The sequence below is a fragment of the Mucilaginibacter gossypii genome (assembly GCF_017569325.2).
In the GTDB taxonomy this organism is placed as follows: Bacteria; Bacteroidota; Bacteroidia; order Sphingobacteriales; family Sphingobacteriaceae; genus Mucilaginibacter; species Mucilaginibacter gossypii.
This window is the reverse complement of sequence record NZ_CP071878.2, coordinates 6853026-6877028: the sequence shown is the minus strand read 5'-3', so window position 1 is coordinate 6877028 and position 24003 is coordinate 6853026. Positions and strand designations below refer to the sequence as shown.

General features: G+C 43.4%; 24 protein-coding genes. 2 read left to right on the top strand and 22 right to left on the bottom strand.

The window, feature by feature from the left end; translation table 11 throughout:
• The first annotated feature begins 3 nt into the window (after positions 1-3).
• Both J3L18_RS29655 and J3L18_RS29650 read left to right on the top strand, forming a co-directional pair.
• Positions 4-1668, top strand: coding sequence for a M1 family metallopeptidase (locus J3L18_RS29655; RefSeq protein WP_129571658.1), 1665 nt, complete (start codon positions 4-6; stop codon positions 1666-1668).
• Between the two features lie 370 nt (positions 1669-2038).
• On the top strand, positions 2039-2782 hold the full coding sequence (locus J3L18_RS29650) for a head GIN domain-containing protein (RefSeq protein WP_129571659.1): 744 nt from the start codon (positions 2039-2041) through the stop codon (positions 2780-2782).
• Between the two features lie 37 nt (positions 2783-2819).
• Here J3L18_RS29650 and J3L18_RS29645 read toward each other — a convergent pair whose 3' ends face one another.
• The 22 genes from J3L18_RS29645 to J3L18_RS29540 form a co-directional block, all read right to left on the bottom strand.
• Positions 2820-3710, bottom strand: a complete 891-nt coding sequence (locus tag J3L18_RS29645) for an IS1595 family transposase (protein ID WP_189549506.1) — start codon at positions 3708-3710, stop codon at positions 2820-2822.
• A 178-nt stretch (positions 3711-3888) separates the two neighbouring features.
• Entirely contained in the window at positions 3889-5580 is a 1692-nt protein-coding gene (gene ftcD, locus J3L18_RS29640; RefSeq protein WP_129571526.1) for a glutamate formimidoyltransferase, read from the bottom strand.
• 52 nt (positions 5581-5632) lie between these two features.
• The gene (gene hutI, locus J3L18_RS29635) at positions 5633-6859 is read right to left on the bottom strand and encodes an imidazolonepropionase (protein WP_129571525.1); all 1227 of its coding nucleotides are present in this window, start codon (positions 6857-6859) and stop codon (positions 5633-5635) included.
• A 346-nt stretch (positions 6860-7205) separates the two neighbouring features.
• Complete coding sequence (gene hutU, locus J3L18_RS29630) at positions 7206-8879, bottom strand: urocanate hydratase (protein WP_129571524.1); 1674 nt, start codon at positions 8877-8879, stop codon at positions 7206-7208.
• Positions 8857-10416: a histidine ammonia-lyase gene (gene hutH / locus J3L18_RS29625; protein ID WP_129571523.1), complete on the bottom strand. Its 1560-nt coding sequence runs from the start codon at positions 10414-10416 to the stop codon at positions 8857-8859. Before hutH ends, hutU begins: the two co-directional genes overlap by 23 nt.
• Entirely contained in the window at positions 10409-10918 is a 510-nt protein-coding gene (locus J3L18_RS29620) for a MarR family winged helix-turn-helix transcriptional regulator (RefSeq protein ID WP_129571522.1), read from the bottom strand. Before J3L18_RS29620 ends, hutH begins: the two co-directional genes overlap by 8 nt.
• A gap of 272 nt (positions 10919-11190) precedes the next feature.
• Complete coding sequence (locus tag J3L18_RS29615; RefSeq protein ID WP_223266291.1) at positions 11191-12018, bottom strand: OmpA family protein; 828 nt, start codon at positions 12016-12018, stop codon at positions 11191-11193.
• A 23-nt stretch (positions 12019-12041) separates the two neighbouring features.
• Positions 12042-12704, bottom strand: coding sequence for a DUF2461 domain-containing protein (locus J3L18_RS29610; RefSeq protein WP_129571521.1), 663 nt, complete (start codon positions 12702-12704; stop codon positions 12042-12044).
• Positions 12682-13086, bottom strand: a complete 405-nt coding sequence (locus tag J3L18_RS29605; protein WP_189549461.1) for a DUF983 domain-containing protein — start codon at positions 13084-13086, stop codon at positions 12682-12684. Before J3L18_RS29605 ends, J3L18_RS29610 begins: the two co-directional genes overlap by 23 nt.
• A gap of 53 nt (positions 13087-13139) precedes the next feature.
• Positions 13140-13418, bottom strand: a complete 279-nt coding sequence (locus J3L18_RS29600) for a CAMCR motif-containing small membrane protein (RefSeq protein WP_129571520.1) — start codon at positions 13416-13418, stop codon at positions 13140-13142.
• 25 nt (positions 13419-13443) lie between these two features.
• Positions 13444-14019, bottom strand: coding sequence for a DUF420 domain-containing protein (locus J3L18_RS29595; protein ID WP_129571519.1), 576 nt, complete (start codon positions 14017-14019; stop codon positions 13444-13446).
• A gap of 6 nt (positions 14020-14025) precedes the next feature.
• Positions 14026-14724, bottom strand: a complete 699-nt coding sequence (locus tag J3L18_RS29590; RefSeq protein ID WP_090530128.1) for an SCO family protein — start codon at positions 14722-14724, stop codon at positions 14026-14028.
• Positions 14724-15062 carry a cytochrome C oxidase subunit IV family protein gene (locus tag J3L18_RS29585; RefSeq protein WP_129571518.1) on the bottom strand — a complete coding sequence of 113 codons (339 nt, stop codon included), beginning with the start codon at positions 15060-15062 and terminating at the stop codon, positions 14724-14726. The genes J3L18_RS29590 and J3L18_RS29585 overlap by 1 nt, the downstream gene beginning before the upstream one ends.
• A 13-nt stretch (positions 15063-15075) precedes the next feature.
• Positions 15076-15795, bottom strand: a complete 720-nt coding sequence (locus J3L18_RS29580; protein ID WP_129571517.1) for a cytochrome c oxidase subunit 3 — start codon at positions 15793-15795, stop codon at positions 15076-15078.
• Between the two features lie 21 nt (positions 15796-15816).
• Positions 15817-16401 (bottom strand): cytochrome c oxidase subunit 3, encoded by a 585-nt coding sequence (locus J3L18_RS29575; protein WP_223266290.1) that lies wholly within the window; start codon positions 16399-16401, stop codon positions 15817-15819.
• Position 16402: 1 nt separating this feature from the next.
• The gene (cyoE, locus tag J3L18_RS29570) at positions 16403-17269 is read right to left on the bottom strand and encodes a heme o synthase (RefSeq protein ID WP_129571516.1); all 867 of its coding nucleotides are present in this window, start codon (positions 17267-17269) and stop codon (positions 16403-16405) included.
• Complete coding sequence (locus J3L18_RS29565; protein WP_129571515.1) at positions 17266-18324, bottom strand: COX15/CtaA family protein; 1059 nt, start codon at positions 18322-18324, stop codon at positions 17266-17268. The genes cyoE and J3L18_RS29565 overlap by 4 nt, the downstream gene beginning before the upstream one ends.
• Before the next feature lie 145 nt (positions 18325-18469).
• A complete protein-coding gene (locus J3L18_RS29560) occupies positions 18470-20359 on the bottom strand; it encodes a cytochrome c oxidase subunit I (RefSeq protein WP_175490027.1) in 1890 nt (629 codons plus the stop codon).
• Positions 20360-20379: 20 nt separating this feature from the next.
• A complete protein-coding gene (locus J3L18_RS29555; protein WP_129571514.1) occupies positions 20380-21567 on the bottom strand; it encodes a cytochrome c oxidase subunit II in 1188 nt (395 codons plus the stop codon).
• A 48-nt stretch (positions 21568-21615) separates the two neighbouring features.
• Positions 21616-22884 carry a quinol:cytochrome C oxidoreductase gene (locus J3L18_RS29550; RefSeq protein WP_090530151.1) on the bottom strand — a complete coding sequence of 423 codons (1269 nt, stop codon included), beginning with the start codon at positions 22882-22884 and terminating at the stop codon, positions 21616-21618.
• Positions 22885-22897: 13 nt separating this feature from the next.
• The gene (locus J3L18_RS29545; protein ID WP_091165023.1) at positions 22898-23482 is read right to left on the bottom strand and encodes a c-type cytochrome; all 585 of its coding nucleotides are present in this window, start codon (positions 23480-23482) and stop codon (positions 22898-22900) included.
• On the bottom strand, positions 23466-24002 hold the full coding sequence (locus J3L18_RS29540) for a DUF3341 domain-containing protein (RefSeq protein WP_090530157.1): 537 nt from the start codon (positions 24000-24002) through the stop codon (positions 23466-23468). The genes J3L18_RS29545 and J3L18_RS29540 overlap by 17 nt, the downstream gene beginning before the upstream one ends.
• Position 24003 lies beyond the last annotated feature (1 nt).

The following is a 24003-nucleotide window of genomic DNA, read 5'->3' as shown; positions in this document are numbered from 1 at the left end:
TACATGAAAAATAAGTTCTTAAATATTTTTGCTGTCGCTTTAGGCCTTACCGTAGCTGGCATAACGCCAATTCAGGCACAGTTAGGCACCAACAGGCAAACATTTACCCGCGCCGATTCGCTCAGAGGGAGCTTAACACCGCTGCGTACCTGTTATGATATTAACTACTATCACCTGGATGTGAAATTTGATATCGATAAAAAATTCATCAGCGGCAGCAACCTGTTCAAATTCACGGCTACTCAAAATTTCACCAAACTTCAGTTTGATCTGTTTTCCAATTTAAAAGTAGAGAAAGTGGTGTATGAGGGCGCCGAAATCCCCTTTACACGCGAGTTTAATGCGGTGTTTGTTACCTTCCCTAAAACCATAAAAAAAGGCAGTAAGGACGAGTTTATTGTTTATTATTCCGGTAACCCAACTATTGCCAAACGTGCGCCATGGGATGGCGGCGTGGTATATACTACAGACTCATTGGGCAAACCATGGGTGGCAACTGCCTGCCAGGGTATCGGCGCCAGTATTTGGTGGCCTACAAAAGATCATCAATACGATGAGGTAGACAGCGCCCTGATCAGTATCAGCGCACCTAATGGTTTAAAAGATGTATCCAACGGCAGATTACGCAAAGTAACCGACTTAAATAACGGCTATACCCGCTTCGATTGGTTTGTGGCTAACCCTATCAACAATTATGACATAGAAGCCAACATTGGCGACTATGCCCACTTTGAAGGTACTTACCAGGGCGAAAAAGGCCCGTTAACGCTGGACTACTGGCCATTAAGTTACAATGTTGACAAAGCCAAAAAACAATGGGAGCTTGATGCGCCGCGAATGCTTAAATCGTTCGAATACTGGTTTGGCCCCTATCCTTTTTATGAAGACGGCTATAAACTGGTTGAAACGCCACACCTCGGCATGGAACACCAAAGCGGCACAGCTTATGGCAACCATTACAAAAACGGTTATCTCGGTCGCGACCTTTCAGGTACCGGCTGGGGCCTAAAATGGGATTTCATCGTGGTACACGAAAGCGGTCACGAATGGTTTGGCAATAACATTACCTCAAAAGATGTTGCCGATATGTGGATCCACGAAAGTTTTACTAACTATTCCGAATCGCTGTTCATTGAAACCTATTACGGTAAACAAGCCGGGCAGGAATACGTGAACGGAACCCGTAAAAATATCCGTAACGACAAACCAATTGTAGGGCCGTATGGTGTAAACATGGAAGGTTCAGGTGATATGTATTATAAAGGAGGCAACCTGTTAAACATGGTGCGCACCATTATCAATAATGATGACAAATGGCGCAGCATCCTCCGCGGGCTTAACAAAACCTTCTACCATAAAACCGTTACCTATGACGATATTGTAGGCTATATCTGCAAACAGGCAGGCATGAACCTTGCTCCCGTATTTGACCAGTACCTGCATTATAAAGACATCCCAACCCTCCAGTTTGTAACTAAAGACGGCAAGCTTTATTCCAAGTGGATTGCCAATGCCGAAGGTTTCAACATGCCGGTAAAGGTGCGTGTAAAAGGCGGCGGTTATATATTTATTAAACCAACCACACAGTTTACTCCTGTAAAAATTGACGGTATTACGAAGGATAATGTAGAGGTGGATACTTTCAATTATTATATTAAGGTTGATTGAGTGAGTGGTTCATTGGGTGAGTAGTTGATTCCTACCCATAACAAAAAACGGGGGGCATGCTGAGCCCGTCGAAGCATGGTGAATAGGGCCTCTGCGCACGAGTCTTCGACAGGCTCAGACTGACACGCCCACTTTGTTACTACTCCTTCAAAGACATTTACTCAGGATGAGAAATTGTAGAGTTCAGACTTGCGAAGTTTTAAAATACTTCGTAAGTCTTTTTTGTTTAATAAGGTGAAAAACTTCCCCCATCCCAAAACAACCACTCACCCAATCAACCTAATCAACTACTCACTAAAAAAATCAAATCCCGTGCAACTTTCCTCCCACTGCCGGCGTCTAATTGGAAAACGAAACTAAAACAACCGTCATGAAATCGATTTCAAAAATATTATTGGCAGCCGTGTTGGCATCAGGAACTACAGGTTACGCATCGGCAAAAACAGTAAACCCAATTGTTAAACACGCCGACCAAACCACGCAAGACCGTCATTTATCAGGCTTTAGTGCAATTGACCTGGCAGGCTCTTTTGATGTCTACTTTACACAGGGCTCAAACGAATCGGTAAAGGTTGAAGCACCTTCGGATGTTATCGACAAGATCATTACTGAAGTTCAGGGCGGGGTATTGAAGATCTACAGCAAAAAAGGAACTAACTGGGATAGCTGGAGCTTTGGCCGCAGCCGTAAAATGATTGTACATGTTGTAGCTAAAGATATGACCAGCATTAACGTTGCCGGTTCGGGCGATGTTTATTTTAAAGAAGGCATCAGCACTACCTCATTAAAATTAAAAGTTGTTGGCTCGGGCGATATGCTGGGCAAAGTGAATGCTAAAAACCTGGATAGCAGCATTTCGGGCTCTGGTGATATGAAACTTTCGGGCCGTGCCGATAATTCAAGAGTAAATGTTGTAGGCTCTGGCGATTTTACCGCCCGCGATTTGATCACCATTAATACCGAGGTACACATAGCAGGTTCAGGCGACGCTACCATCAATGCCAGCAGTAAAATTGATGCATCGGTAAGCGGCTCGGGCGATGTGCATTATACCGGCGGTGCTAAAAATATTTCAAGCTCAAAAGCAGGGAGCGGAGATATCGAGAGGATATAGAAACTCAGCGAAATCCTCTCCAAAGAGTAATAGCCCATCAAGAGGCAGTAGCCATTTTGTTAATTAAAAAGTTAAACACCTGGTTATTGCCTCTATTGTTATATTTAAATGTGAACTCATTCAGGTATGATTGCAAATGTCTGAGCGATACTTTATGGTATTGACCATATATCCCCCGTTTTAACAATGTCCAAAAGCCCTCAATCGTATTGGTGTGATACTCTCCCCGGGCATACTCTTCTTTTTCCTTGTTTAATACCTGATGTTCACGGAATATTTTATTTAAACCGGCATATCCACCAAAGCCGTCCGTTACAATAGTAGCATCTGTGCTCACTGATTGTTCAACAATGGGTTTGAGCGTTTTCCCATGTGCCTTATCTATGACCTGAAGCTTTAGACGGCCATCCCGCTCCAATAACCCAATCACGGGCTGTTTATCCTGCATGCCGGTGACCTGCAAATTATTATCGCGCCTTTCCTGCCGCTTTTTCTTTGAGTGATTGGCTTTTTTACCACCTAAATAAGTCTCATCTACCTCAACAATACCCTTAAACAAACCGCCATCCCCGCCGTCCCGCATGGCTTCCCGTATCCGCATCTGCAAATACCAGCCTGTCTTACGATTGCATCCCAGATCCCTGCTTAACTGACGTGCAGATAACCCCTTTTTCGCATTCAGCATTAATGAAATAGCCAAAAACCATTGCGGCAAAGGAAGTTTGGTGCCCTCGAAAACAGTGCCGACCAAAACGCTATAGCTGCGGTTACAGCTATTGCAAATATGCCGTTGGCTTTCCTGGCGCTTGCTGCTCCGTTTGCTGTTGCAATACGGGCATTCTGGCAATCCTTGCCATCTTAATCCTTCAAGATAGTCTATGCAACTGGACTGATCTGGAAAACGCTTAATCGTCTCTATGATATTCATTATCATAAATATACAAATTATTCCTGCCTTTTCATGGGCTATTACTCTCCAAAGGAGCCGCCTTAACTATTTAGAAGCGTCATTGCGAATTAATAAAGCAATCACCAATTAGCAGGTTCGCCCTGTAAAGTTCGCGATTGCTTTATCAATTCGCAATGACGTTTGGAAGGACCTTCAACTACTCCAACCCTATTTTCTCATTCACCAGTTCAATGATCTCCGCCTCCAGCGCAATCGCTTTCCGCTCAATTTCATTACCGCGGTAAATAACGTCAACTACATAGCTCTTATCCTTATAGCCCGAAGCATTGATCTTTACGTTCATAAATGCACCCAATACAGCGGTACGGGCACAAAGAGCGGCTACGCCGGCATCAGTTATGGAATTGGGGTTACCGCTTAGCGCCATTGCTTTTATTACTTCCATGCTACCTAAAGCTGCGTCCATTACTTTAAAAGGAATTTCAATAGCATAACGGGTAGCATCCTGTATTGCTTTATCACGGGCTGCTTTTTCCTCATTGTTTGATTTGGGCAGGGAGAATGCTTGCATGATTTGGTTAAAGGCTATTGTATCCTGGTCAACTAATGCTAAAAGTTCGTTTTTAAACTGCTGTCCTTTTTGCGCCCAGTCGCTAAATTCCCGCCAGCGGCTGTCCCAACCCTTTTTATGTGAGCTTAGGTTAGCCACCATGGTAGCCAGCGAGGCTCCCAAAGCGCCAACAGCGGCTGATATCGAACCACCACCAGGTGCCGGGCTTTCGCTCGCGGTTTCATCGGCTAAATCGGCAAGGCTCATGTTAATGAGCTTGCTGCCTGCTTTATCTTTCAGTAAATATTCAATAATGCGTTCTTCAGGCTTGAAAGGTGAAAGTTCATCAAGTCCCATTGATTTAATGGCTATCCTGATCAGTTCTTTTTCGCTTACTCCAGTAGAGCGTTGCTGCTTCTCCAAAAAATATTTACCCGCATCAAGCATCGCCTTCAAGGGGATCAAGCCCACCAGCTCACTGCCTGTTACCCTGATACCGCGTGCAGCAGCTTTATCACACACCTCGTCAAAAGCTTTATGAACCGGGGTAACATTGATATTGGTCAAATTCATCGAGATCTGGGCAACACCATATTCTTCAATATACCAGCCGATAGCTTTTACCGCCTTTAATGAACCGGGGATGGTTTTGGCTTTGCCGGTTTCGTCGTATACTATTTTACCATTGATCGGATCTCCTTCGCGCAGGGTGCGGCCAGCCTCACGTACATCAAAAGCAATAGAATTTGCCCTGCGGACAGAGGTAGTATTCAGGTTAACATTATAAGCCACCAAAAAATCACGGGCACCAATCACAGTAGCCCCACGTTTAACATCATTCTCCGCGGGACCGAAATCGGGTGCCCATTCCGGTTGCTTGATCTTCTTAAAAAAGCCTTCATATTCACCGGCACGTATCACCGATAGGTTGCTCCGGCTTTTGTTAGGCTGCGCAGCCTCATACAAATAAACCGGGATCTGTAACTCCTCCCCCACACGTTTGGCAAGCCGCGTTGCATATTCGGCAGTTTCCTCCATGGTGATATTACTAATGGGTATCAGCGGACAAACATCTGTTGCGCCCATCCTTGGGTGCTCGCCTTTTTGTTTGCTCATATCAATCACCTCGCCCGCTTTTTTTATGGCGCGATAAGCTGCTTCAATCACTTTTTCCGGTTCGCCCACAAAAGTTACCACGGTTCTGTTAGTGGCCTTTCCCGGATCAACATTGAGTAATCTTACCCCCTCAACAGATTCAACTGCATCTGTTATCTGTTTAATGATATCGAGGTTAACACCTTCGCTAAAATTGGGTACGCATTCTATTAATTTGGTCATTGGTTCATTAGTTCAATGGTTCATTGGTAGCTAAGCAAATTGCAAAAACTGCTTAATCGTTATTTTCTGCCGTCCAAACGCGGGCTGGTTTTAGTTTTCCCTGATGATATAATATTTCGCGGTAATCGTTACATGGATAGGCCTGCATATCGGCAAGCTTACCTTTGGTCAATATCCCGCGATCATTTAACTTTAATGCCTGTGCCGCGCGATAGGTTAAACCGGCGAAAACTTCGGCCGTGCTTAACTTCTCTGCCGCCGCCATTACCGACGCCTGCATCAGCAGATCGCCCATTGGGGCCGAGCCGGGATTCCAGTCGCTCGCAATAGCGAGGCAGGCCCCGGCATCAAGCAGTTTCCGGGCAGGGGCATATCCCATTCCCAAACCAAGCGAGGCGCCGGGTAAAGTTACAGCAACAGTATCTGAATTGGCCAATAATTTTATCTCATAATCGCCGCTCGCTTCCAGATGATCGGCGGAAGCCGCCCTTGCTTTAACTGCAACTTCGCTGCCTCCGGTTGTAAACTGATCGGCATGAACAGTGGCCTCGAAACCCATTTGCTTGGCCCTGCTTAAATAAAATAGGGCATCGCTGGTATTGAAAGCGTTTTGCTCAATAAAAACATCCACCCGGTTGGCCAAATCCTGTTGCTTTATCTTCGGCAACAGCTCATTTAACAGATACTTCAGATACTCGCTTTCAACACCATCAAAATCTTTCGGTTTAATGTGTGCAGCGAGGCAGGTTGGCACAATATGAGCATGAGTTTTGTTAGCAGCCTGATGAATAGCTTTTAGCTGTTTGAGTTCTTCAGTTACCGACAAACCGTAACCGCTTTTAATTTCAATAGTTGTTACACCTTCTGCCAAATGACGGGCTATCCGTTTCGCCAGTAAATTGCTTAATTCAGTTTCTGTAGCCAAACGGGTTTGAGTTACCGAATCCCAGATCCCGCCCCCCGATACGGCAATTTCCAAATAACTTTTACCGGCATTGCGCATGGCATAATCCTTAGCCCTGCTACCGGCAAAACAAAGATGCGTATGGCAATCCACAAATCCGGGCAGTAATACATGATCGCCGGTAATTTCTTCTATTTGTGCCGATGGATAGTTTGTGCGGAGTTTTTCAAAATCATCAACAGCAAGTATCAGCCCATCTTCAATTAACACACCCCCATTGGCAATTATGTGCAATTGCTCATCTTTCAGGGCACCTTTAATCGGCAAGCCTGTTAAAGGCAGTATTTGTGTAAATGGACCTGTTAGTTTTTTCATCGTTCTATCTTAGATCGGGGGTTGCTTCGTATCTACCCATGACATAATAAAAATCAAGGTCATGCTGAACTTGTTTCAGCACCCCACTCGCTAAGCGGCCATACTAAGCAAAGCGGCCACCTGTCCTATGGGATGCCGAAATAAATTCGGCATGACGGTAGGCATATGTTATCTTCCTTCAAAGGCCGCGGATTTTAATTACTCGTAATGACCTTTTTACATATTATGCTTTACCACACTTTACGTTCCCTCAGGGTCTCTCGCAGAGGACCCTGAGGATTATCGCGTTCTAAGTATCTATCAGGCCGACAGCGAATCTGCGTGGCGTATAACGTTATCACTTGCTTTACCACACTTTCAACCCAAACTTATCCGCCCACTCCACAGCCTTATCATATCCGGCATCAGCATGTCTAAAGATACCCATGGCCGGGTCATTATAAAGCACCCTTTTTAAACAGGTTGCTGCGCGATGGCTACCGTCGGCCAGTACTACCATACCGGCGTGCTGGGAGTAACCCATACCTACACCGCCGCCGTGGTGGAACGAAATCCAGGTTGCTCCACCCGAGGCATTGGCCATCAGGTTAAGCAGCGGCCAGTCGGACACAGCGTCCGAGCCATCTAACATAGCTTCTGTTTCGCGGTTGGGCGATGCCACTGAGCCGCAATCAAGGTGGTCGCGACCGATCACTATAGGGCCTTTTACCTTGCCGGAGGCCACCAGTTCATTAAATATCAGCCCGGCTTTTTCACGCTCGCCCATGCCCAGCCAGCAAATGCGGGCAGGCAATCCTTGAAAAGCAATTTTCTCTCTTGCCTTTTTAAGCCAGGTAATTAATGGCTTATTTTCGGGGAAAGCTCCGATTAACGCCTGGTCGGTAGTATAAATATCTTCAGGGTCACCGGATAACGCTACCCATCTGAACGGCCCTTTCCCTTCGCAAAACAGCGGACGGATATAAGCCGGCGTAAAACCCGGAAAATTAAAAGCATCGGCTTCACCTCCCTGCCGGGCAAACTCACGCAGGTTGTTACCATAATCAAAAGTTACCGCACCTCTTTTTTGCAGTGCCAGCATCAAACCCACATGCCTTGCCATACTTTTCAGCGAACGCCGTTTATACTCCACTGCATCATCTTTTCTTAATGCAGCAGCCTCGTTTAATGACAGATCATTAGGAATATAACCATTTAAAGGGTCATGTGCTGAAGTTTGATCAGTAAGTATATCAGGAACGATATTATCTTTAAATAACTTTTCGAGCAAATCACCGGCATCGCTCACTAATCCTACCGAAAGTGTTCCTTTTTGGGCGATTGCTTCTTTTATCCAGGCGATGGCTTCATCATATGATGAAGTCATCCTGTCAATATATTTCGTATCAACCCGTTTTTGAATCCGTGACACATCTACATCGGCACCTAAAAACACGGCACCCGCCATAGTTGCTGCCAACGGCTGAGCACCGCCCATACCACCTAAACCGGCACTTACAATGAGTTTGCCTGTCAGGTCGCCATTAAAATGCTGATTACCGCATTCCACAAAAGTTTCATAGGTACCCTGTAAAATACCTTGCGTACCAATATAGATCCAGCTGCCTGCTGTCATCTGCCCGTACATCATCAACCCTTTTTCGCGCAGCTCATTAAAATGCTCCCAGTTGGCCCAGGCAGGTACCAGGTTACTGTTGGCAATCAAAACCCTTGGTGCTTCGGGGTGGCTACGGATAATCCCTACAGGCTTGCCCGACTGGATCAGCAACGAGTGATATTCGTCCAATTTCAGCAGCAACTCAATAATTTTGCGGAGCGCCTCCGGGTTACGCGCGGCCTGACCGATACCTCCGTAAACCACTAACTCATCAGGATTTTCGGCTACCTGACCATCGAGGTTATTAAGCAGCATCCTGAGCGGAGCCTCGGTTTGCCAGCTTTTGGCATGAAGCTGCGTACCACGCGGTGCTTTGTACACCGGATGATTAGCGTAGGTTTTAATAAATTCCGAACTCGTCATGACTTAAATCTATTTGGTGAGCAATAGCAGCTTCAACTGCAGTTTTCAGCAGGGAGCCATCCGTAATAAGTTTGTGAAGACTGTTAATATCAACAGCAAAAACGCGGTCATCCTGTATAAAATCAACATGTTGCCTTACCAGCTGATGGCAAGCTTCAATAACCGGGGTTGATTTTAACGGCCTGCGAAAATCCATAGCCTGGGCTGCGTAAAGCAACTCAATAGCCTGAATGTATTCAATATTATCTATCACCTGGTGCAGCTTGCGCCCGCTTATGGAACCCATGGATACGTGGTCTTCCTGCCCAAGTGAGGTTGGCACACTATCGGCACTGGCGGGGAAACACAGGGTTTTATTTTCGGTAACGAGGGCGGCAGTAGTATACTGCGGAATCATCAAGCCCGAATTAAGCCCGGCATCATGCGTAAGCAGTTTGGGCAAACCGTAACGACCTTCGCTCATCAGGTAGCAGCGCCTGTCGGCAATGTTACCAATTTCGGCTGCTGCTGTGGTTGCATAATCAAGCGGCAGAGCAAGTGGCTGTCCATGAAAATTGCCCCCGCTAATGGTATCATCGGCATTAAAAATAACCGGGTTATCGGTAACCGAATTGAGTTCGATTTCCGTAAGCTCTTTCAGGTGCAGCCATGCATTGCGTGAAGCACCATGTACCTGCGGCATACAACGCAACGAATATGGATCCTGTACCCTATCACAACTGATGTGCGACGAATTGATTTCCGATCCGTCAAGCAAAGTAAACAGGCGATGAGCTACCATCCTTGTACCTTTAAAAGGCCTGATCTGGTGCAGTCGCTCATCAAAAGGACGGATAGAGCCCATCAATCCCTCTAATGACATGGCACCGATGAGGTCGGCACGGTTCAGGGTGTCATCCAGTCGTTGTACAGCTTTAACCGCAAAAGCCAGGATAAACTGTGTACCATTGATAAGGGCCAGGCCTTCTTTGGGGCCAAGGGATAACGGCTGTAAACCGTGCTTCTTTAAAAGTTCTCCGGCCGGTATCCTCCCGCCATTCTCAAATACCTCTCCTAAACCAATCAATGGTAAAAACAGGTGGGACAAAGGAGCCAGGTCACCGGAAGCACCTACAGAGCCTTTTTCCGGAACCACCGGGATAATATCATTATCGATATGCCAAATGATCCGCTGAAGCGTTGCAAGCGCAATACCCGAATAGCCTTGTGCCAAAGCCTGCACTTTAGTAATCATCATGAGTTTGGCAATTTCATGCGGGATGGGTTTCCCGACACCTACGCTATGACTTTTGAGGATATTACTTTGCAGCAAACTGGTGTCTTCCTCCGAGATCCGGGTATCGCACAGTGGGCCAAAGCCGGTGTTAATGCCATAAACCGGGTGATGGCTATGCACAATCTTTTCCACCTCGCGCCATGAAGATTTGATCATATCGGCGGCTTCTTTGTTAATGATGCCTTTGGTTTTGCCTGCTGCTATATCAAGACAAATACCTATTGTAAGATGGTCGGTGCCGTAATTAAATATATCAGTCATTGCCGGCGGGTTTTAAATTGGTATTCAGTTTTTCAACGATGTTATCGGCCAGTTTAGTTTGGCGAAAAGTATTTTCAAGCGCGCTTATGGCCGGCAATAATTGTTTTGCAGTTTCGTCTTTAGCAACAAGGTCGGCCATCGACAGGCTGATAGCATCCCAAACAGGTATAACCTGCTTCAGCAACTCACGCCCTTCGGCAGTAAGGGTAACCAGTTGCCGCCTGCCATCGTCGGTGCAGGTACCTGTACTTACCAGACCCCGTTTTTTCAGGTTAGTGATCAGCTGACTGGCAGCAGGATGTGAAACCTCTATCTGTTCGCTTAATTCTTTGATAGATAAAGCATCATTCTTTGATAGTAAATAAAACACAGGAAACCAGCTGGCATCAAAATCGATACCTGCGGTTTGATAAGCACGATTAATTTCGGCCAAAAAAGCTTCACTCAGCCGCCTCAAACGGCTGCCCAAAACCAGATGACCGAGACTTTGATATAAATTCATGATGCAATTTATATAAGTGCTTATATAATTGCAAATTTTATTTTGGAGTCGTTTAAATATTATGTTTTTTGAATGTAGAGACGCATAATTGCGTCTACAGTATGCAAGTTAAGGTAGTTAAACACATGCAAAGCTGCTTGTCCTATGGGAGACGCAATTATGCGTCTCTACATGAAAGCTCTCCGCCAAAATTCAAACAACTTCTTAGGAGCGGGAAGGAATCTGCTTGAAACAAAAAAGCTCCCGGTGGTTATCCGGGAGCTTTTCATTTATTACTTAGTGATCAGGTTGTATAACTCGTCGAGCTTAGGGGTAAGCACGATCTCTATTCGCCTGTTCTTTGCGCGGGCTTCATCAGTACCACTGGCATCTATCGGCTGAAACTCACTCTTACCTGTTGCAGTGAGCCTGTGCGGGTCAACACCTTCAGTTTCGGTCAGGTAGCGGGTTACCGAGGTAGCGCGTAAAACGCTCAAATCCCAGTTATCTTTGATCTGGCCAAGGTTTTTTACTTTCTTATCATCCGTATGACCTTCAACCGCCATATTGATGTCTGGTTCCTTGTTTACCACCACCGCTAATTGCTTCAACGCAGCCTTACCCTTCTCATCAATAATGATACTGCCCGAAGGGAACAATAACTTATCAGCTAATGATACATAAACCTTGCCATTTCTGATATCTACCGTTAAACCGCTTTGCTGAAAGCCTAATAATGCCTTCTGCAATTTATCTTTCAATGCATTAGTAGCCTCATCGCGTTTCTTTAAAATATCTTCTACTTCCTTTAAACGGGCTTCACGTTTTTTCAAATCAGCAGCCAGTCTTGAGGTTTGGGCGGCCAATTCGTTAGCTTTTGATGATGTTGCATCCAGGTTGCTGTTTAATACACTGTTGTTTTTACGCAGATCGGCAAGCTGGTTGTGCAGGCGGGCTGTATCTGCCTGCAGCTGTGCAAGCTCTCCTTCAAGGTTTGTTGTGCGGTTAGCTAAAGAGTCTCGTTCGGCAACAAGGCTTTTGTATGCTTTTGGAGACATTACCTTGCATGAGTACATTGTGAAACATACAGCAGCGGCTAAAAATGCATATCTAATTTTCATAGTTATTAAGGGGTTATATCCAATTAAGAAAGGGCGTTCTTCAAAAATACATTAAGCGGATGGATCATGCTGCATACATCAGCAACCAGCTTTTCCGCACCAGGGGCCGTTAGCTCTTTATCTTCCAGTTTATGCCAGGCTACAAAGCTTTTAAGCTTTAGCAGGTCGATATTTTCATTATCGGGTTCGTATCCCTTCGGTACCGATTTAAGCTGCTCCTGCTTTCTGAAATCACTAAATAACTTAACAAACTCCTTCTGATCAATGATCTTTTTCAGATCGGCAGCGTTGTAATCAATTTCCTGCCGAATTGCTTTCAGATGTGGCGCCTCCGGCATCCAGTATCCGCCGCCGATAAATGAATTGCCGGGCTGGATATGCAGGTAATATTCCACACCGCCACCTTTTAAGCCCGAGGTTGGCATACTTACCCCAAAGTTATTTTTGTAAGGTGCTTTATTTTTACTGAAGCGAATGTCGCGGTAAATTCGCATCACACATTTTTTGGCATCAAGGTTCTCGTCCATGCCTGCCTCAATCTTACGAACGCTGTCAAGCACCTTCGTTGTAAAATCAATTACATTTTCGCGGGCTTTATCGTAACGCTCTTTATTGGCGGCAAACCATTCGCGGTTGTTATTTACGGCGAGATCTTTTAAAAAATCAATACTTTCCTGGTATATCATCGGTATCTAAATAGCTTTGGTAATGTATCTTGGGTGATAACCAATACAACAAAAACATACGCGAATATCTGAAATTTACAGGAGCAAGTACAAAACAGCCAAAAATTATAGCACCAAGATATAACCACGGCGAATCCTGGTTATGGGTAACCAAATAAGTAAGCCAGGCAATGCCGAGGGCCTCGCCCACATTCAGTGCATAACTAACGTACATGGCGGCATAAAAATAGCCAGGCTCTATCTCAAAAAAGAGGTTGCAATGCGGGCAGTTAAGATTTATTTTATTGGAGAAACTGTAAGGGCTACCCTTAAACATATCGCCGCGCCTGCAGCGCGGACATTTACATTTAAGCATAGCCCATGACTTTGGTGTTTGAGACACGATAAGTATCTTATAAGGTTACAAAAGCGGCAAATAACACCCGCAGCTGCTTATTAATTCAGATTAAGTTTTTCGCCGCGCATCTCAAGCTTAACATCTTTACGGCGGTATTTTTTATACCAGATGTAACCACCTAATGCAACAGCAAAATAAGGAGCGCCCAATAAAAACAGGATCCCGTTATTTAAACCCCTTGTTTTTGAACTACCGCTTTGCGCGTTGGTTTCAACAGTAGCAGCGCATTGTGCGCACTGTGCGTTTACAGGTTCACGGGCAATTAGCATAAGGCCAAGGGCCAGTACAAAAAGGACAACTTTAAAACCTTGTTTCATAGGTACAAATTTAACCAATTATAAATTAAAAATGATAAAACGGGCAGATCATTAAATAAACCACCACACCACTTGCGGTAACATAAAGCCAGATTGGAAACGCCCAACGCACCAGTTTACGGTGCTTTTCAACCTGCATTTGCAGACCGCGGTGAAAGCTCAACAATATTAACGGCAAAACAGCCGCCGCAAGTATAATATGAGGCGTTAAAATGGTTAAGTATATCGTCCTTAAAGAACCTGCAGATGCCCTTTCTGCTGCTGACAATTTCCCGTCGCCATTAAGATCTCCGTAAACGATCTCGTTACGCATCAGGTAATGAAACAGGATATACGATACAAGGAATAACGACGATAAACAGAAGGTAACAATGTTAAGTCGTTTATGCAGTGTTATGTTCCCTTGTTTAATTTGATATAACGACAAAAGAAGCAATAAGGTACAAGTGCCGTTAAGTACAGCATTAAGCATCGGCAGGTAAGGTGTAAAAGCAGGGGCCACAGCCGGGCCCGGTATCAGGTGCCTGTTTAACAAAACAACTACTGCAATTACAAATATGGTAACACCCGCAACAAAGCGGATTATAAATTTATCACTCATGGCAAATTAATATAACGGCTTATCAACTTTACGAAGCTCTTCGGCTATCAACACTTTTATCTCATCGTTAAGGCGGTTTACCTCTGGTGTTACCGCTGCTTTGTAATATCCACGAATCCGGTGTTCCTGATCAACCAGTACAAAATCATCGCTGTAAACAAAGTCGCTACCGGCTTTTGCAGCATTTACAAACAGCCCATTACGGGCAAAGTTGTAAACCGATGAAGTATCGCCACTGCACATCAGCCAGCGGTTTGATTCGGGCTTAAATGTTTGCAGGTATTTGTTTAATACTTCCTGAGTATCATGTTCCGGATCAACTGTGATGGTTAAAAAGTAAACCATCTTGTTTTTGTAATACGTACCCACCAGCCAGCTCATGTTTTTGTTGATGGTTTGGCAAACCGTAGGGCAGTTAGCGTAAAAGAAATTAACTACAAAAATCTTTCCTTTCAGTGTGTTCAGTGTAACCGGCTTTCCTTCCTGATCGGTAAGTTTAAAATCAGGAATGGTGTGGTAGATGGTATCAGGAATGTACTTGCCGTGAAATTTATGCCCAGTTTTGGCAACCACCTTTGGCCCAAAAACAGCGAGGGGCTTATACCTGTTTTTACCTTTAGCGGTAAGTAAATAATATAAAAATCCCGGTACCGCTAATATGAGTACCAGGATCAGGATCTTTTTTAATATAGAAGCCTTGTTCATTACCTCAGGTCAACCCAGTGGTGGCTTTCGTTTGTAAGTACCAGGATTAAACCGATTATAAATATTACCGGAATTGCTATTGACAATATGAGACCCATTTTCTCAAATTTCAAGTGCATGAAATATGCTACGATATAAAATGCTTTAAACAATGTTAAAACGATATATACAGGATTGGCATACTGTATCGGAAGAATTCCTTTAGGCACACATACAAGCGCGATAAAAAATTCGATACAAGTAATTATGGTTAATATACCTGCAACCTGCAATATCCGCTTTTTGCTCATGGTTTCGTGATCACCATCATGGTGAACTTCGTGCGATTCTGCTGACATATGTAAAATGTTTTTAAACTAAGTAAAAGAATGTAAATACGAATACCCAAACAAGGTCAACAAAGTGCCAGTATAAACCAACCTTTTCAACCATTAAATAGCTACCGCGTTTTTCGTATGTGCCCATTAACACGTTAACGGTAATAATAATATTGATGATTACACCTGTAAATACGTGGAAACCGTGGAAACCCGTGATGGTAAAGAACAGGTTAGCAAACTCCTGCGAGGTCATGTGCTGTACAGCTTCCGTACCACCAGTAAACAAATGTCTCAATTCTTCTGCTGGAGGAACGCTACCCCACCAAAAACCTTCGTGGTGCAAATGGCTCCATTCAAGCGCCTGGCAACCCAGGAACATAAATCCACCAATAACAGTCCATATCATCCAGGTTACAACTTCCCTTTTTGCATTACGGTGACCAGCCTCAACAGCTAATACCATAGTAACAGAACTTGCAATGAGGATGAAGGTCATTATACCCACGAAAACCAATGGATAACCGTGATCAACTAAACCGGGTACTGATTGAAAAACTTTATCTGCACCTGGCCATACGCTTGCGCTGAAACGCAATGAACCGTAAGCTATCAATAATGATGAAAAGGTGAACGCATCCGAAAGGAGGAAAAACCACATCATTATTTTTCCGTACTCCACGTTGAACGGGGATCTTCCTCCCGACCAGGGCGAAGTTTTTACTTCGTCAATTTGTGAAACTGTTGTACTCATCTGTACTAATCTATGGGTGTATTAATTATGATTCAAAAGTAAAAAAACATAGAGATAAATCCATATAATATCGAGAAAATGCCAGAAAATGGAAGTTAATTCCATCTTAAACATATTCCTTACCTGGGGGATATTACGGTATGTACCTATAAGTGTATTTATTAGCAATAACAGCGCCGCAAAAATGTGTACCAAATGCGCGCCAACAAAAACATAAACAAAGGAGCGTGAAGCATTAGGGTCAACAAAATAGATCTGCATTTTGAAGGTTAACACATAGCAGGCATAGATCTGTAAGGCAAAAAAAGCCAGCCCTAAGCCCAATGTTATCCATAAATACAGCTTCTGTTTGTCAAACTGCAACGCCTTGGCAGCCTTTGACGCTAAAAACAACGAGCCGCTGCTTAACACTATAACAATAGTGCTATACAAAAACGACTGCGGCATGATCACATTTAAACCGTGCCCGCTGCCTCCCGAATAAACGATAAAGCCGCTGGTAAAAGCTGCAAAAAGCATAAATGATGTGAATATGAAGATCCACATATTAAACTTTTTGGCACCAAGGTTCAGCCTGTCGTTATCTTGTTCCATCCTTGCCATCATCTCACTTAACTATAAAATCTACTAAAAACATTATCTGGACTACCGGCAGGTAAAAAAACGAGCCGAACATTAATTTACGAGCCTCGGGTATTTGCCGGGTACGCAACAGCATAAATGACTGATATAAAAATATTAAGCCGCATAGCAGCGATACGCCGCCTACCCAGTAACCGCCATAACCATAAAAGGTTGGCAATAAACTTACAGGGACTAAAACAACGGCAAATATAAACGTAATAACCGCACTTGTTAAATCTCTTTTACCTGACGGTAGCAAGCGAAAACCTGCGAGCTTGTAATCATCATCCAAAACCCAGGCAATAGCCCAGAAATGGACAAACTGCCAGATAAACTGGATAGAGAATAAGATTAAGGCTATTTCGTCTATCCTACCGTGCACCTGCGCAGCTACATAGCCTATAAGCGGCGGCAATGCTCCGGGGATAGCGCCAACAAAAACTGCTGCAATACCCGATTTGCGTTTCAAAGGCGTATACGCAAATGCATACAATAAAATCGAAAATACAGATAGTAAGCCGGTTAACAGGTTTAAGCTGCCTAGCAAGTAAGTGCCGGCCATGCCCATGCCTAAACCTAATACCAATGCCTGCCCCGTAGTCATTTTGCCTGAAGGGATTGGCCTGTCCATAGTGCGCTTCATTAGCTTATCCAGATCTTTTTCGATGATTTCGTTAAAAGCATTGGCTGCCGATGTAACCAGGAAACCACCTATAATAAGCTTTACCCAATCAATCCAAACAATATGGCCATTTGCGCGACTTCCGATTAAAAATGATATCGACGCCGAAAATACCACCAAGGTAGTAAGTCTTGTTTTGATCAATTTTGAAAAATCAGCCCATTTCATCTGCTTACCTCCCTACCCTTAACACCCTGAAATAAATTCAAAAGCAAATAAAATTGTGCCCCAAATATTAAACTCGCCAATACAATATGTGCAGCCTGGGCAACAGGCGGCAATGCGAGATATGATAACAAGATCCCGGTAACTATCTGCAACGTGATCATTAAAAATGTAAAACTCATCAGCTGCTGCTGAATAGAATGCCTGTTAAAGCCTTTACGGATCAAAGCAAACAGAGCAACGTTCAATATCAACACCAAAATGGCTATATCCCTGTGATGTTGAAATATCTCGCCGGCATTAGTGATCCAATCTTTACGGTAACCTCCCTGAAAATGATTGGCAACCGCATCTATTTTCTCACGCACCTCGGTTCCGAAAGCAATTTGCAGAATACTTACAAACAGTGCAGCAAGCGTTATAACATAAACCAAAGGTGACGACCCTGAAGTACTTTTACCCGAAATCCGCGCTCCATGATAAGTGTAAATACAAATAGCTAAGATAGCCAGCGCTAAAAGCATGTGTACGGTAACAATCCAGGCAATCAAATTGGTAGATACCACGATTGAGCCTAACCACGCCTGAAACCCCACAAGCACCAGATTAAAAATACTCAGGATGGCTATCCTCTTATCCGTTTTCCAGTAGCTGAATGAAAAAACAACCGAAAGCAAAAGAAAAAAGCCAGATAAAGCACCAATAAGGCGGTTGATATACTCAGTCCATGTTTTGCCTGCATTAAACTCCTCAGGCACAAGGATAGAACGATCTTCGCGGATTCGTTTTGCTAGATCACTATAACCAAATACATCAAGTGTTTTTGCAAAACGCTGGTTCTTTTCAACCCGTTTGGCTACGTATTTCTGTTTATAATCTTTAGGCAGATCACTGATATCAGTAGGCGGAATGTACCTTCCAAAACATTTTGGCCAGTCGGGACATCCCATGCCTGAACCTGAGCTACGCACAACACCACCGGCAAGAATCAAAACAAAGAGCAGAACAATGGTTGTAATATTGATCTTTTGAAACCTATTTTTTCCGGCTGTGCTCATCTAAATAGTTCTAAAAATTTAGGGTACCTATTCTGAATTTGAAGATTTGAAAATTTATTGACTTGAAAATATCGATTTTCAAATTTTTCCACATTTTCAAATCTTCAAATTAGGATGGTACCCTAAAAGATCAGATAAGTATTAATTATTTTACTTGTTCGTTTGCTTTCAGCGTACTTGTAAACTTATTAAGTTCTTCCAAACCTGCAGGATTATCTTCAAAATCGTGCGGAAGGTTTGAGCTCATAGTTTGCGAGTAAGGAACAGTTTGAGGGATATAATCCTCTTCTGCACCTGGTTTGCTGTAATCATATGGCCAACGATAAACGGTTGGAATTTCGCCCGGCCAGTTGCCGTGTAAGTGCTCAACAGGAGTAGTCCACTCAAGTGTATTTGACTCCCATGGGTTTTGAGTTGCTTTTTGCCCTTTGAAGATGGATACAAAGAAGTTATAAAGGAAACCAAATTGGGTAAGTGCGGCGATAATAGCAGCCCAGGTTACAAATGTATTGATGGTTAACCATTTTTGCATTGAAGCAAATTCGGTGAAGGCATAATATCTACGTGGAACACCGTCAAGACCCATAAAGTGCATTGGGAAGAATACCAGGTAAGCACAGATAAATGTTAACCAGAAGTGCAGGTAACCTAATTTCTCGTCCATCATACGGCCGAACATTTTAGGGAACCAGTGGTAAACACCTGCAAGCATACCAAATATAGCAGCCGAACCCATTACGAGGTGGAAGTGGGCAACCACAAAGTAAGTATCATGTAAGTTGATATCCAAAGTAGCGTTACCCAGGAAGATACCTGTTAAACCACCAGAGATAAAGAACGATACCATACCGATAGCGAACAGCATAGCAGGTGTAAACCTGATGTTACCGCGCCAAAGCGTAGCTAACCAGTTAAATGTTTTTACTGCCGATGGAACCGCAATGATCAACGTAGTGATCATGAACACACCACCCAGGAATGGATTCATACCTGTAACAAACATGTGGTGGCCCCATACGATAAACGATAATACAGTGATACCGATCAGAGAGTAAACCATCGCGTGGTAACCAAAGATTGGTTTACGTGAGTTTACCGACATTACCTCAGATGAGATACCCATCGCAGGCATAATAACGATATATACTTCCGGGTGACCAAGGAACCAGAACAAGTGCTGGAACAGGATCGGACTACCACCTTCAAATGGTTGCTGTACGCCGTTTAATACGATATCAGATAAATAGAAGCTTGTACCAACACTGCGGTCAAATATCAACAATACTACACCAGCAACTAAAACCGGGAATGCAAGGATACCTAATATAGCAGTAAGGAATAAAGCCCAGATAGTTAAAGGCATTTTCCAAAGGTCCATGCCTTTTGTACGCATGTTTAATACAGTACTTACGTAGTTGATACCACCCATTAAAGATGATGCAACGAACAGTACCATACTGATCAGCCAAAGGGTCATACCCTCGCCTGAACCCGGCATTGCTTTTGGCAATGCAGATAATGGCGGATAGATTGTCCAACCACCGCTGGCAGGGCCTTTTTGTACAAAGAAAGACGACAACATGATAACGCTGGCTAAAAAGAAGAACCAGTATGAAAGCATGTTCATGAAAGGCGAAGCCATATCACGTGCACCTACCTGCAATGGAATTAATAAGTTGGCAAAAGTACCGCTCAACCCGGCAGTTAGTACGAAGAATACCATGATAGTACCGTGTATGGTAACCAAAGCAAGGTAAAAATCGGGGCTGATACGACCGTTAGGTGCAAAACGACCCAACAAAGTTGTTAACAGCGGGAATGTTTTATCAGGGTAAGCAAGCTGGATCCTAAACAGGATTGACAAAATCATTGCGATAACCGCCATCGTAATACCTGTAATCAGGAATTGCTTGGCAATCATCTTGTGGTCCATGCTAAATACATATTTAGACAGGAATGATTGGTCATGATGGTGTTCGTGACCGTGTTCGTCGTGGTGGGCTCCTGCGTGGTCGTGAACTGCTAATGTTGACATATCTCTATTTCTTATCTTTATTAATTATTTAACGCTAACCTATTTGTTGAAGCACCGCTTTGCTCGTTGTTTGCTGCCGCAAAATGAAGCTCTTTTCTTAAAGCATCATTGAGGTAAGGCTTTTGCCTTAACAGCCATGACTGATATTCGGCTTCAGAAACAACACGTACAACTTTTTGCATGTTGTAATGGCTTCCACCGCATATTTTGTTGCAGTAAAGGGTATATTCAAATTTAGGGTCGTCTAATTTGGTACGCATTTCTGCGGTAGTAATAGTCGGGGTAAATTTAAAGAAGGTTGGTAAACCAGGTACCGCGTTCAACTGAACCCTGAAGTGAGGCATATAAACGCTATGGATAACGTCCTGTGCAAGGATATTCAGCCTGATTGATTTGTTAACCGGCAGATACATAGTATCAACCTTCAAGTCATCAAAACTGCTTTTCTTTTTAAAGTTAACACCTAACAAGTTAGCGCCTGTAACCAAACGGAAATCTTTGGGGCCTAATACACCATCTTTACCAGGGTAACGCAATTCCCAGGCAAACTGGTGACCGGTTACATCGATATTGATATCATCTTTAAGGTTTTCGCTGTTCATGATCTTCTGCCAGGTAAAGAAACCAAACACAACCAGGATAGTCAGAACGATAGCAGGTGCAATTGTCCAAACTTTTTCGATGGTATTATTGTGAGGCAGGAAGTGTGCACGACGTTTATCAGAATGACGGTATTGGAACAGGAATGTAAACAGCAGGATCTGGGTAACAAAAAATACTATCATTGTTAAAACAGTGGTGACGGTAAACATCTCATCTATTTTAACGCCATGAGCCGAAGCGGCTTCCGGCAATGTCATACTGCCCTGTTCGGTAAATGACCAGTAAGCACCGTATAAACCTACAAAAAGGAAAACAATACAAATTACAGCCATCACGGTATTCCACTTAATGCCTTTTTTGCCTTGCATCTTTAAAGTAAGATCGTAGATCTTGAGGATTTTACCAACAATGGCAACGCCTAAGCAGATCAGGAAAAATATAAGCACATAATACGCAATCCCGGTCCAGTCAACCTTAGGGGCCTCTTCCTGGCCCGGAGCAGCACCTGCCGCAGTTTGCGCCATCAGCAGGTTTGTGCCCAGGAGCATAAACGCAGCGAAGAACGATAGTAGTTTTTTAGAATTTATTAGTTTTCTGAATCCCATTTTAGTAAGCTGTTTGGTATTCTGTATATGGTGCAAATGTAATAATTATTATATGTGATGATGAAGGCTTTCCTGTAAGAACGGGTGTTTTTTAGGAACCAACGATTTGAACTTGGTTAAAGCTGTCATCGCAGTGAAGGTAAATAAACCTCCGAAACCTAAGAACACGCCTATCTCAATCGGGCCAATCTCAGTTAACCATGATGAAGTTGGGCCAACTGTACCAGGCATGATCATCATAAAGTAATCTAACCAGTGACCAACAATCAGGATAATACACATAATCTCAACAGTACGATAGATACGTTTAGAGTCACGTGACATCAACACTAATAACGGAGTAAGGAAATTTACTACGATGTTGATCCAGAACCAAGGTTTAAACTCAGGCTCCCAGCGTTTAAAGAAGTAAACTGTTTCCTCAGGCATGTTAGCATAGTAAATCAACAAGAACTGAGCAAACCATACGTAAGTCCAGAAGATAGAGAAACCGAAGATAAACTTGGTTAAGCTATGCATATGATCTTCTGAAACCCATTCAAAGTAACCAATACGTTTTAACCTGATTAATGTAAGTGTAATAACAGATAAACCGCTAACCCACATTGCTGCAAAGTTATACCAACCAAACATAGTTGAGAACCATTCTGCTTCTAATGACATGATGGTATCGAAAGCGTATATTGGTGTAGTAAAACCAAAGATCACCAGGAATAAGCATGACATGTTAAAGCTCTTTTTGTAGTAGAACATGCCGCCCAAATCATCTTCCGCTTCTGAATATTTAGCCAATAAACGACCAAATATGCAATATGAACCAAGGAAGCAAATTAAACGGATTATAAATCCAACTTTATTCATGTAACCAGCTTTGCCAGCTATAATGGCGTTGTAATTTTCGTTATGAGGATCAGTAACACCGGCAGCAGCCCAAATTTTGTACAAGTAAGGAGCTACAACCTGCTTACCTTCTTCGTTGGTTACTGTATGTGTTAATGAAAACCCTGCGATAACTACCACAATAAGAGTAATTGCTGCTATCGGCAAAACTTTACCAAAAGCTTGTGGAATCCTGATCATTGATGCAGACCAACCAGCTTGTGCTGCATATTGCACGGCGCAAAAGAAAATACCGCACATACAAACCGCTGCAAAGTAATAGGTCATTAGCAACAGGTTGGCAAAGGTACGCTCAGCGTAGCCAAGCGCAAAGCCACCAAGTATGGCAACCAAACCAATCACGATGCATATTAAGCTCCATGTTTTGGCTTTGCCGACAAATTCGTATTGCCCGTCAAAATTATTATGAGTCTTCATTAATATCTTTTTCTTATAAGGTTTGTAAATGGTGAACATACATGATCACTTTCCAGCGTTCTTCGGGAGCAAGCTGAGAAGCGTATGAACCCATAGCATTTACACCGTAAGTAATGGTATGATAAATTTTACCGTCTGTAAGGTCTTTCATGTTACCACCGCGTGATGACTGGCCTTTTGAATATGATGGAGGAGCCGGATAACCGTGCTGTACCACTAAACCGTCACCCTGACCGTTAACACCATGGCAAGGTGAGCAAAAGTGCTCAAACAAAATCTTACCTTCGGCGTAATTAGCCTGAGTTTGTGCCAGTACAGATTTAACCTCAACACTGGCTAATTCATAACCTTCTTTGGTATTTGGATAATCAAATTTGGTAAAGCCAACCGGGATAGTTCCGGCAGGTGGTAACTGAGCGGTTTTACCATCTTTAAAATTATTATTTTTCTGATCCGGATCGTATGCCAAATGCTCGTACATATTAGGTGCATACTCCCAGCCGGTACTCCTTTTATCCTTGCACGATGTAAAAATTATCGAAGCAGCGATAATAGTAACAATTGTTCCTAATATTTTAATTTTATTCATAGCTAACATATTTTCTGTCGTTATGCTTAACTTCTGTAGCGCCCGCTTCCTTTAGTAAATTAGTTATATCATCGTGAGAAATGTTTCCTTTAGCATTGATCGCTATTACAAACTTATCATCAGTTGCACGCAGGTCCATTACCCTTGGCGCACGGCCCGGGAAAAGGTGACTTGCGAAGAAGAAAGTAAAGGTCATACCAAATGAAGTCCATAATACCGTCCACTCAAATGTAACCGGGATAAAATCCGGGATAGCAAAGAAGTTTTTACCACCGATATTGATAGGCCAATCATGAACAAGCATATAATAAACCATGCTGAACATAATGGTACCGCCCAAACAACCGAACATAAATGCTGCATAACCTAAACGCGAATCCTTAATGTTCAATTTAGCCTCAATACCGTGGATAGGCATAGGCGTATAAACGTCATAAATAGGTACGCTGTTCTTTTGCAGCTTATCAATCCCGTGCATCATTTCATCGGGATCATCAAAAACGCCTAATATATATTTAGTGCTACTCATT

Bases quoted from the DNA above. Each gene is read 5' to 3' on its own strand.
- J3L18_RS29645 (WP_189549506.1), bottom strand. From the start codon at position 3,710: ATGAATATCATAGAGACGATTAAGCGTTTTCCAGATCAGTCCAGTTGC.
- J3L18_RS29540 (WP_090530157.1), bottom strand. From the start codon at position 24,002: ATGAGTAGCACTAAATATATATTAGGCGTTTTTGATGATCCCGATGAA.
- J3L18_RS29595 (WP_129571519.1), bottom strand. From the start codon at position 14,019: ATGAGTGATAAATTTATAATCCGCTTTGTTGCGGGTGTTACCATATTT.
- J3L18_RS29555 (WP_129571514.1), bottom strand. From the start codon at position 21,567: ATGGGATTCAGAAAACTAATAAATTCTAAAAAACTACTATCGTTCTTC.
- hutI (WP_129571525.1), bottom strand. From the start codon at position 6,859: ATGAAAAAACTAACAGGTCCATTTACACAAATACTGCCTTTAACAGGC.
- J3L18_RS29650 (WP_129571659.1), top strand. From the start codon at position 2,039: ATGAAATCGATTTCAAAAATATTATTGGCAGCCGTGTTGGCATCAGGA.
- J3L18_RS29575 (WP_223266290.1), bottom strand. From the start codon at position 16,401: ATGATGGCAAGGATGGAACAAGATAACGACAGGCTGAACCTTGGTGCC.
- hutH (WP_129571523.1), bottom strand. From the start codon at position 10,416: ATGACTGATATATTTAATTACGGCACCGACCATCTTACAATAGGTATT.
- J3L18_RS29545 (WP_091165023.1), bottom strand. From the start codon at position 23,482: ATGTTAGCTATGAATAAAATTAAAATATTAGGAACAATTGTTACTATT.
- J3L18_RS29550 (WP_090530151.1), bottom strand. From the start codon at position 22,884: ATGAAGACTCATAATAATTTTGACGGGCAATACGAATTTGTCGGCAAA.
- hutU (WP_129571524.1), bottom strand. From the start codon at position 8,879: ATGACGAGTTCGGAATTTATTAAAACCTACGCTAATCATCCGGTGTAC.
- J3L18_RS29655 (WP_129571658.1), top strand. From the start codon at position 4: ATGAAAAATAAGTTCTTAAATATTTTTGCTGTCGCTTTAGGCCTTACC.
- J3L18_RS29560 (WP_175490027.1), bottom strand. From the start codon at position 20,359: ATGTCAACATTAGCAGTTCACGACCACGCAGGAGCCCACCACGACGAA.
- J3L18_RS29565 (WP_129571515.1), bottom strand. From the start codon at position 18,324: ATGAGCACAGCCGGAAAAAATAGGTTTCAAAAGATCAATATTACAACC.
- J3L18_RS29590 (WP_090530128.1), bottom strand. From the start codon at position 14,724: ATGAACAAGGCTTCTATATTAAAAAAGATCCTGATCCTGGTACTCATA.
- ftcD (WP_129571526.1), bottom strand. From the start codon at position 5,580: ATGACCAAATTAATAGAATGCGTACCCAATTTTAGCGAAGGTGTTAAC.
- J3L18_RS29615 (WP_223266291.1), bottom strand. From the start codon at position 12,018: ATGAAAATTAGATATGCATTTTTAGCCGCTGCTGTATGTTTCACAATG.
- cyoE (WP_129571516.1), bottom strand. From the start codon at position 17,269: ATGAAATGGGCTGATTTTTCAAAATTGATCAAAACAAGACTTACTACC.
- J3L18_RS29580 (WP_129571517.1), bottom strand. From the start codon at position 15,795: ATGAGTACAACAGTTTCACAAATTGACGAAGTAAAAACTTCGCCCTGG.
- J3L18_RS29585 (WP_129571518.1), bottom strand. From the start codon at position 15,062: ATGTCAGCAGAATCGCACGAAGTTCACCATGATGGTGATCACGAAACC.
- J3L18_RS29620 (WP_129571522.1), bottom strand. From the start codon at position 10,918: ATGAATTTATATCAAAGTCTCGGTCATCTGGTTTTGGGCAGCCGTTTG.
- J3L18_RS29600 (WP_129571520.1), bottom strand. From the start codon at position 13,418: ATGAAACAAGGTTTTAAAGTTGTCCTTTTTGTACTGGCCCTTGGCCTT.
- J3L18_RS29610 (WP_129571521.1), bottom strand. From the start codon at position 12,704: ATGATATACCAGGAAAGTATTGATTTTTTAAAAGATCTCGCCGTAAAT.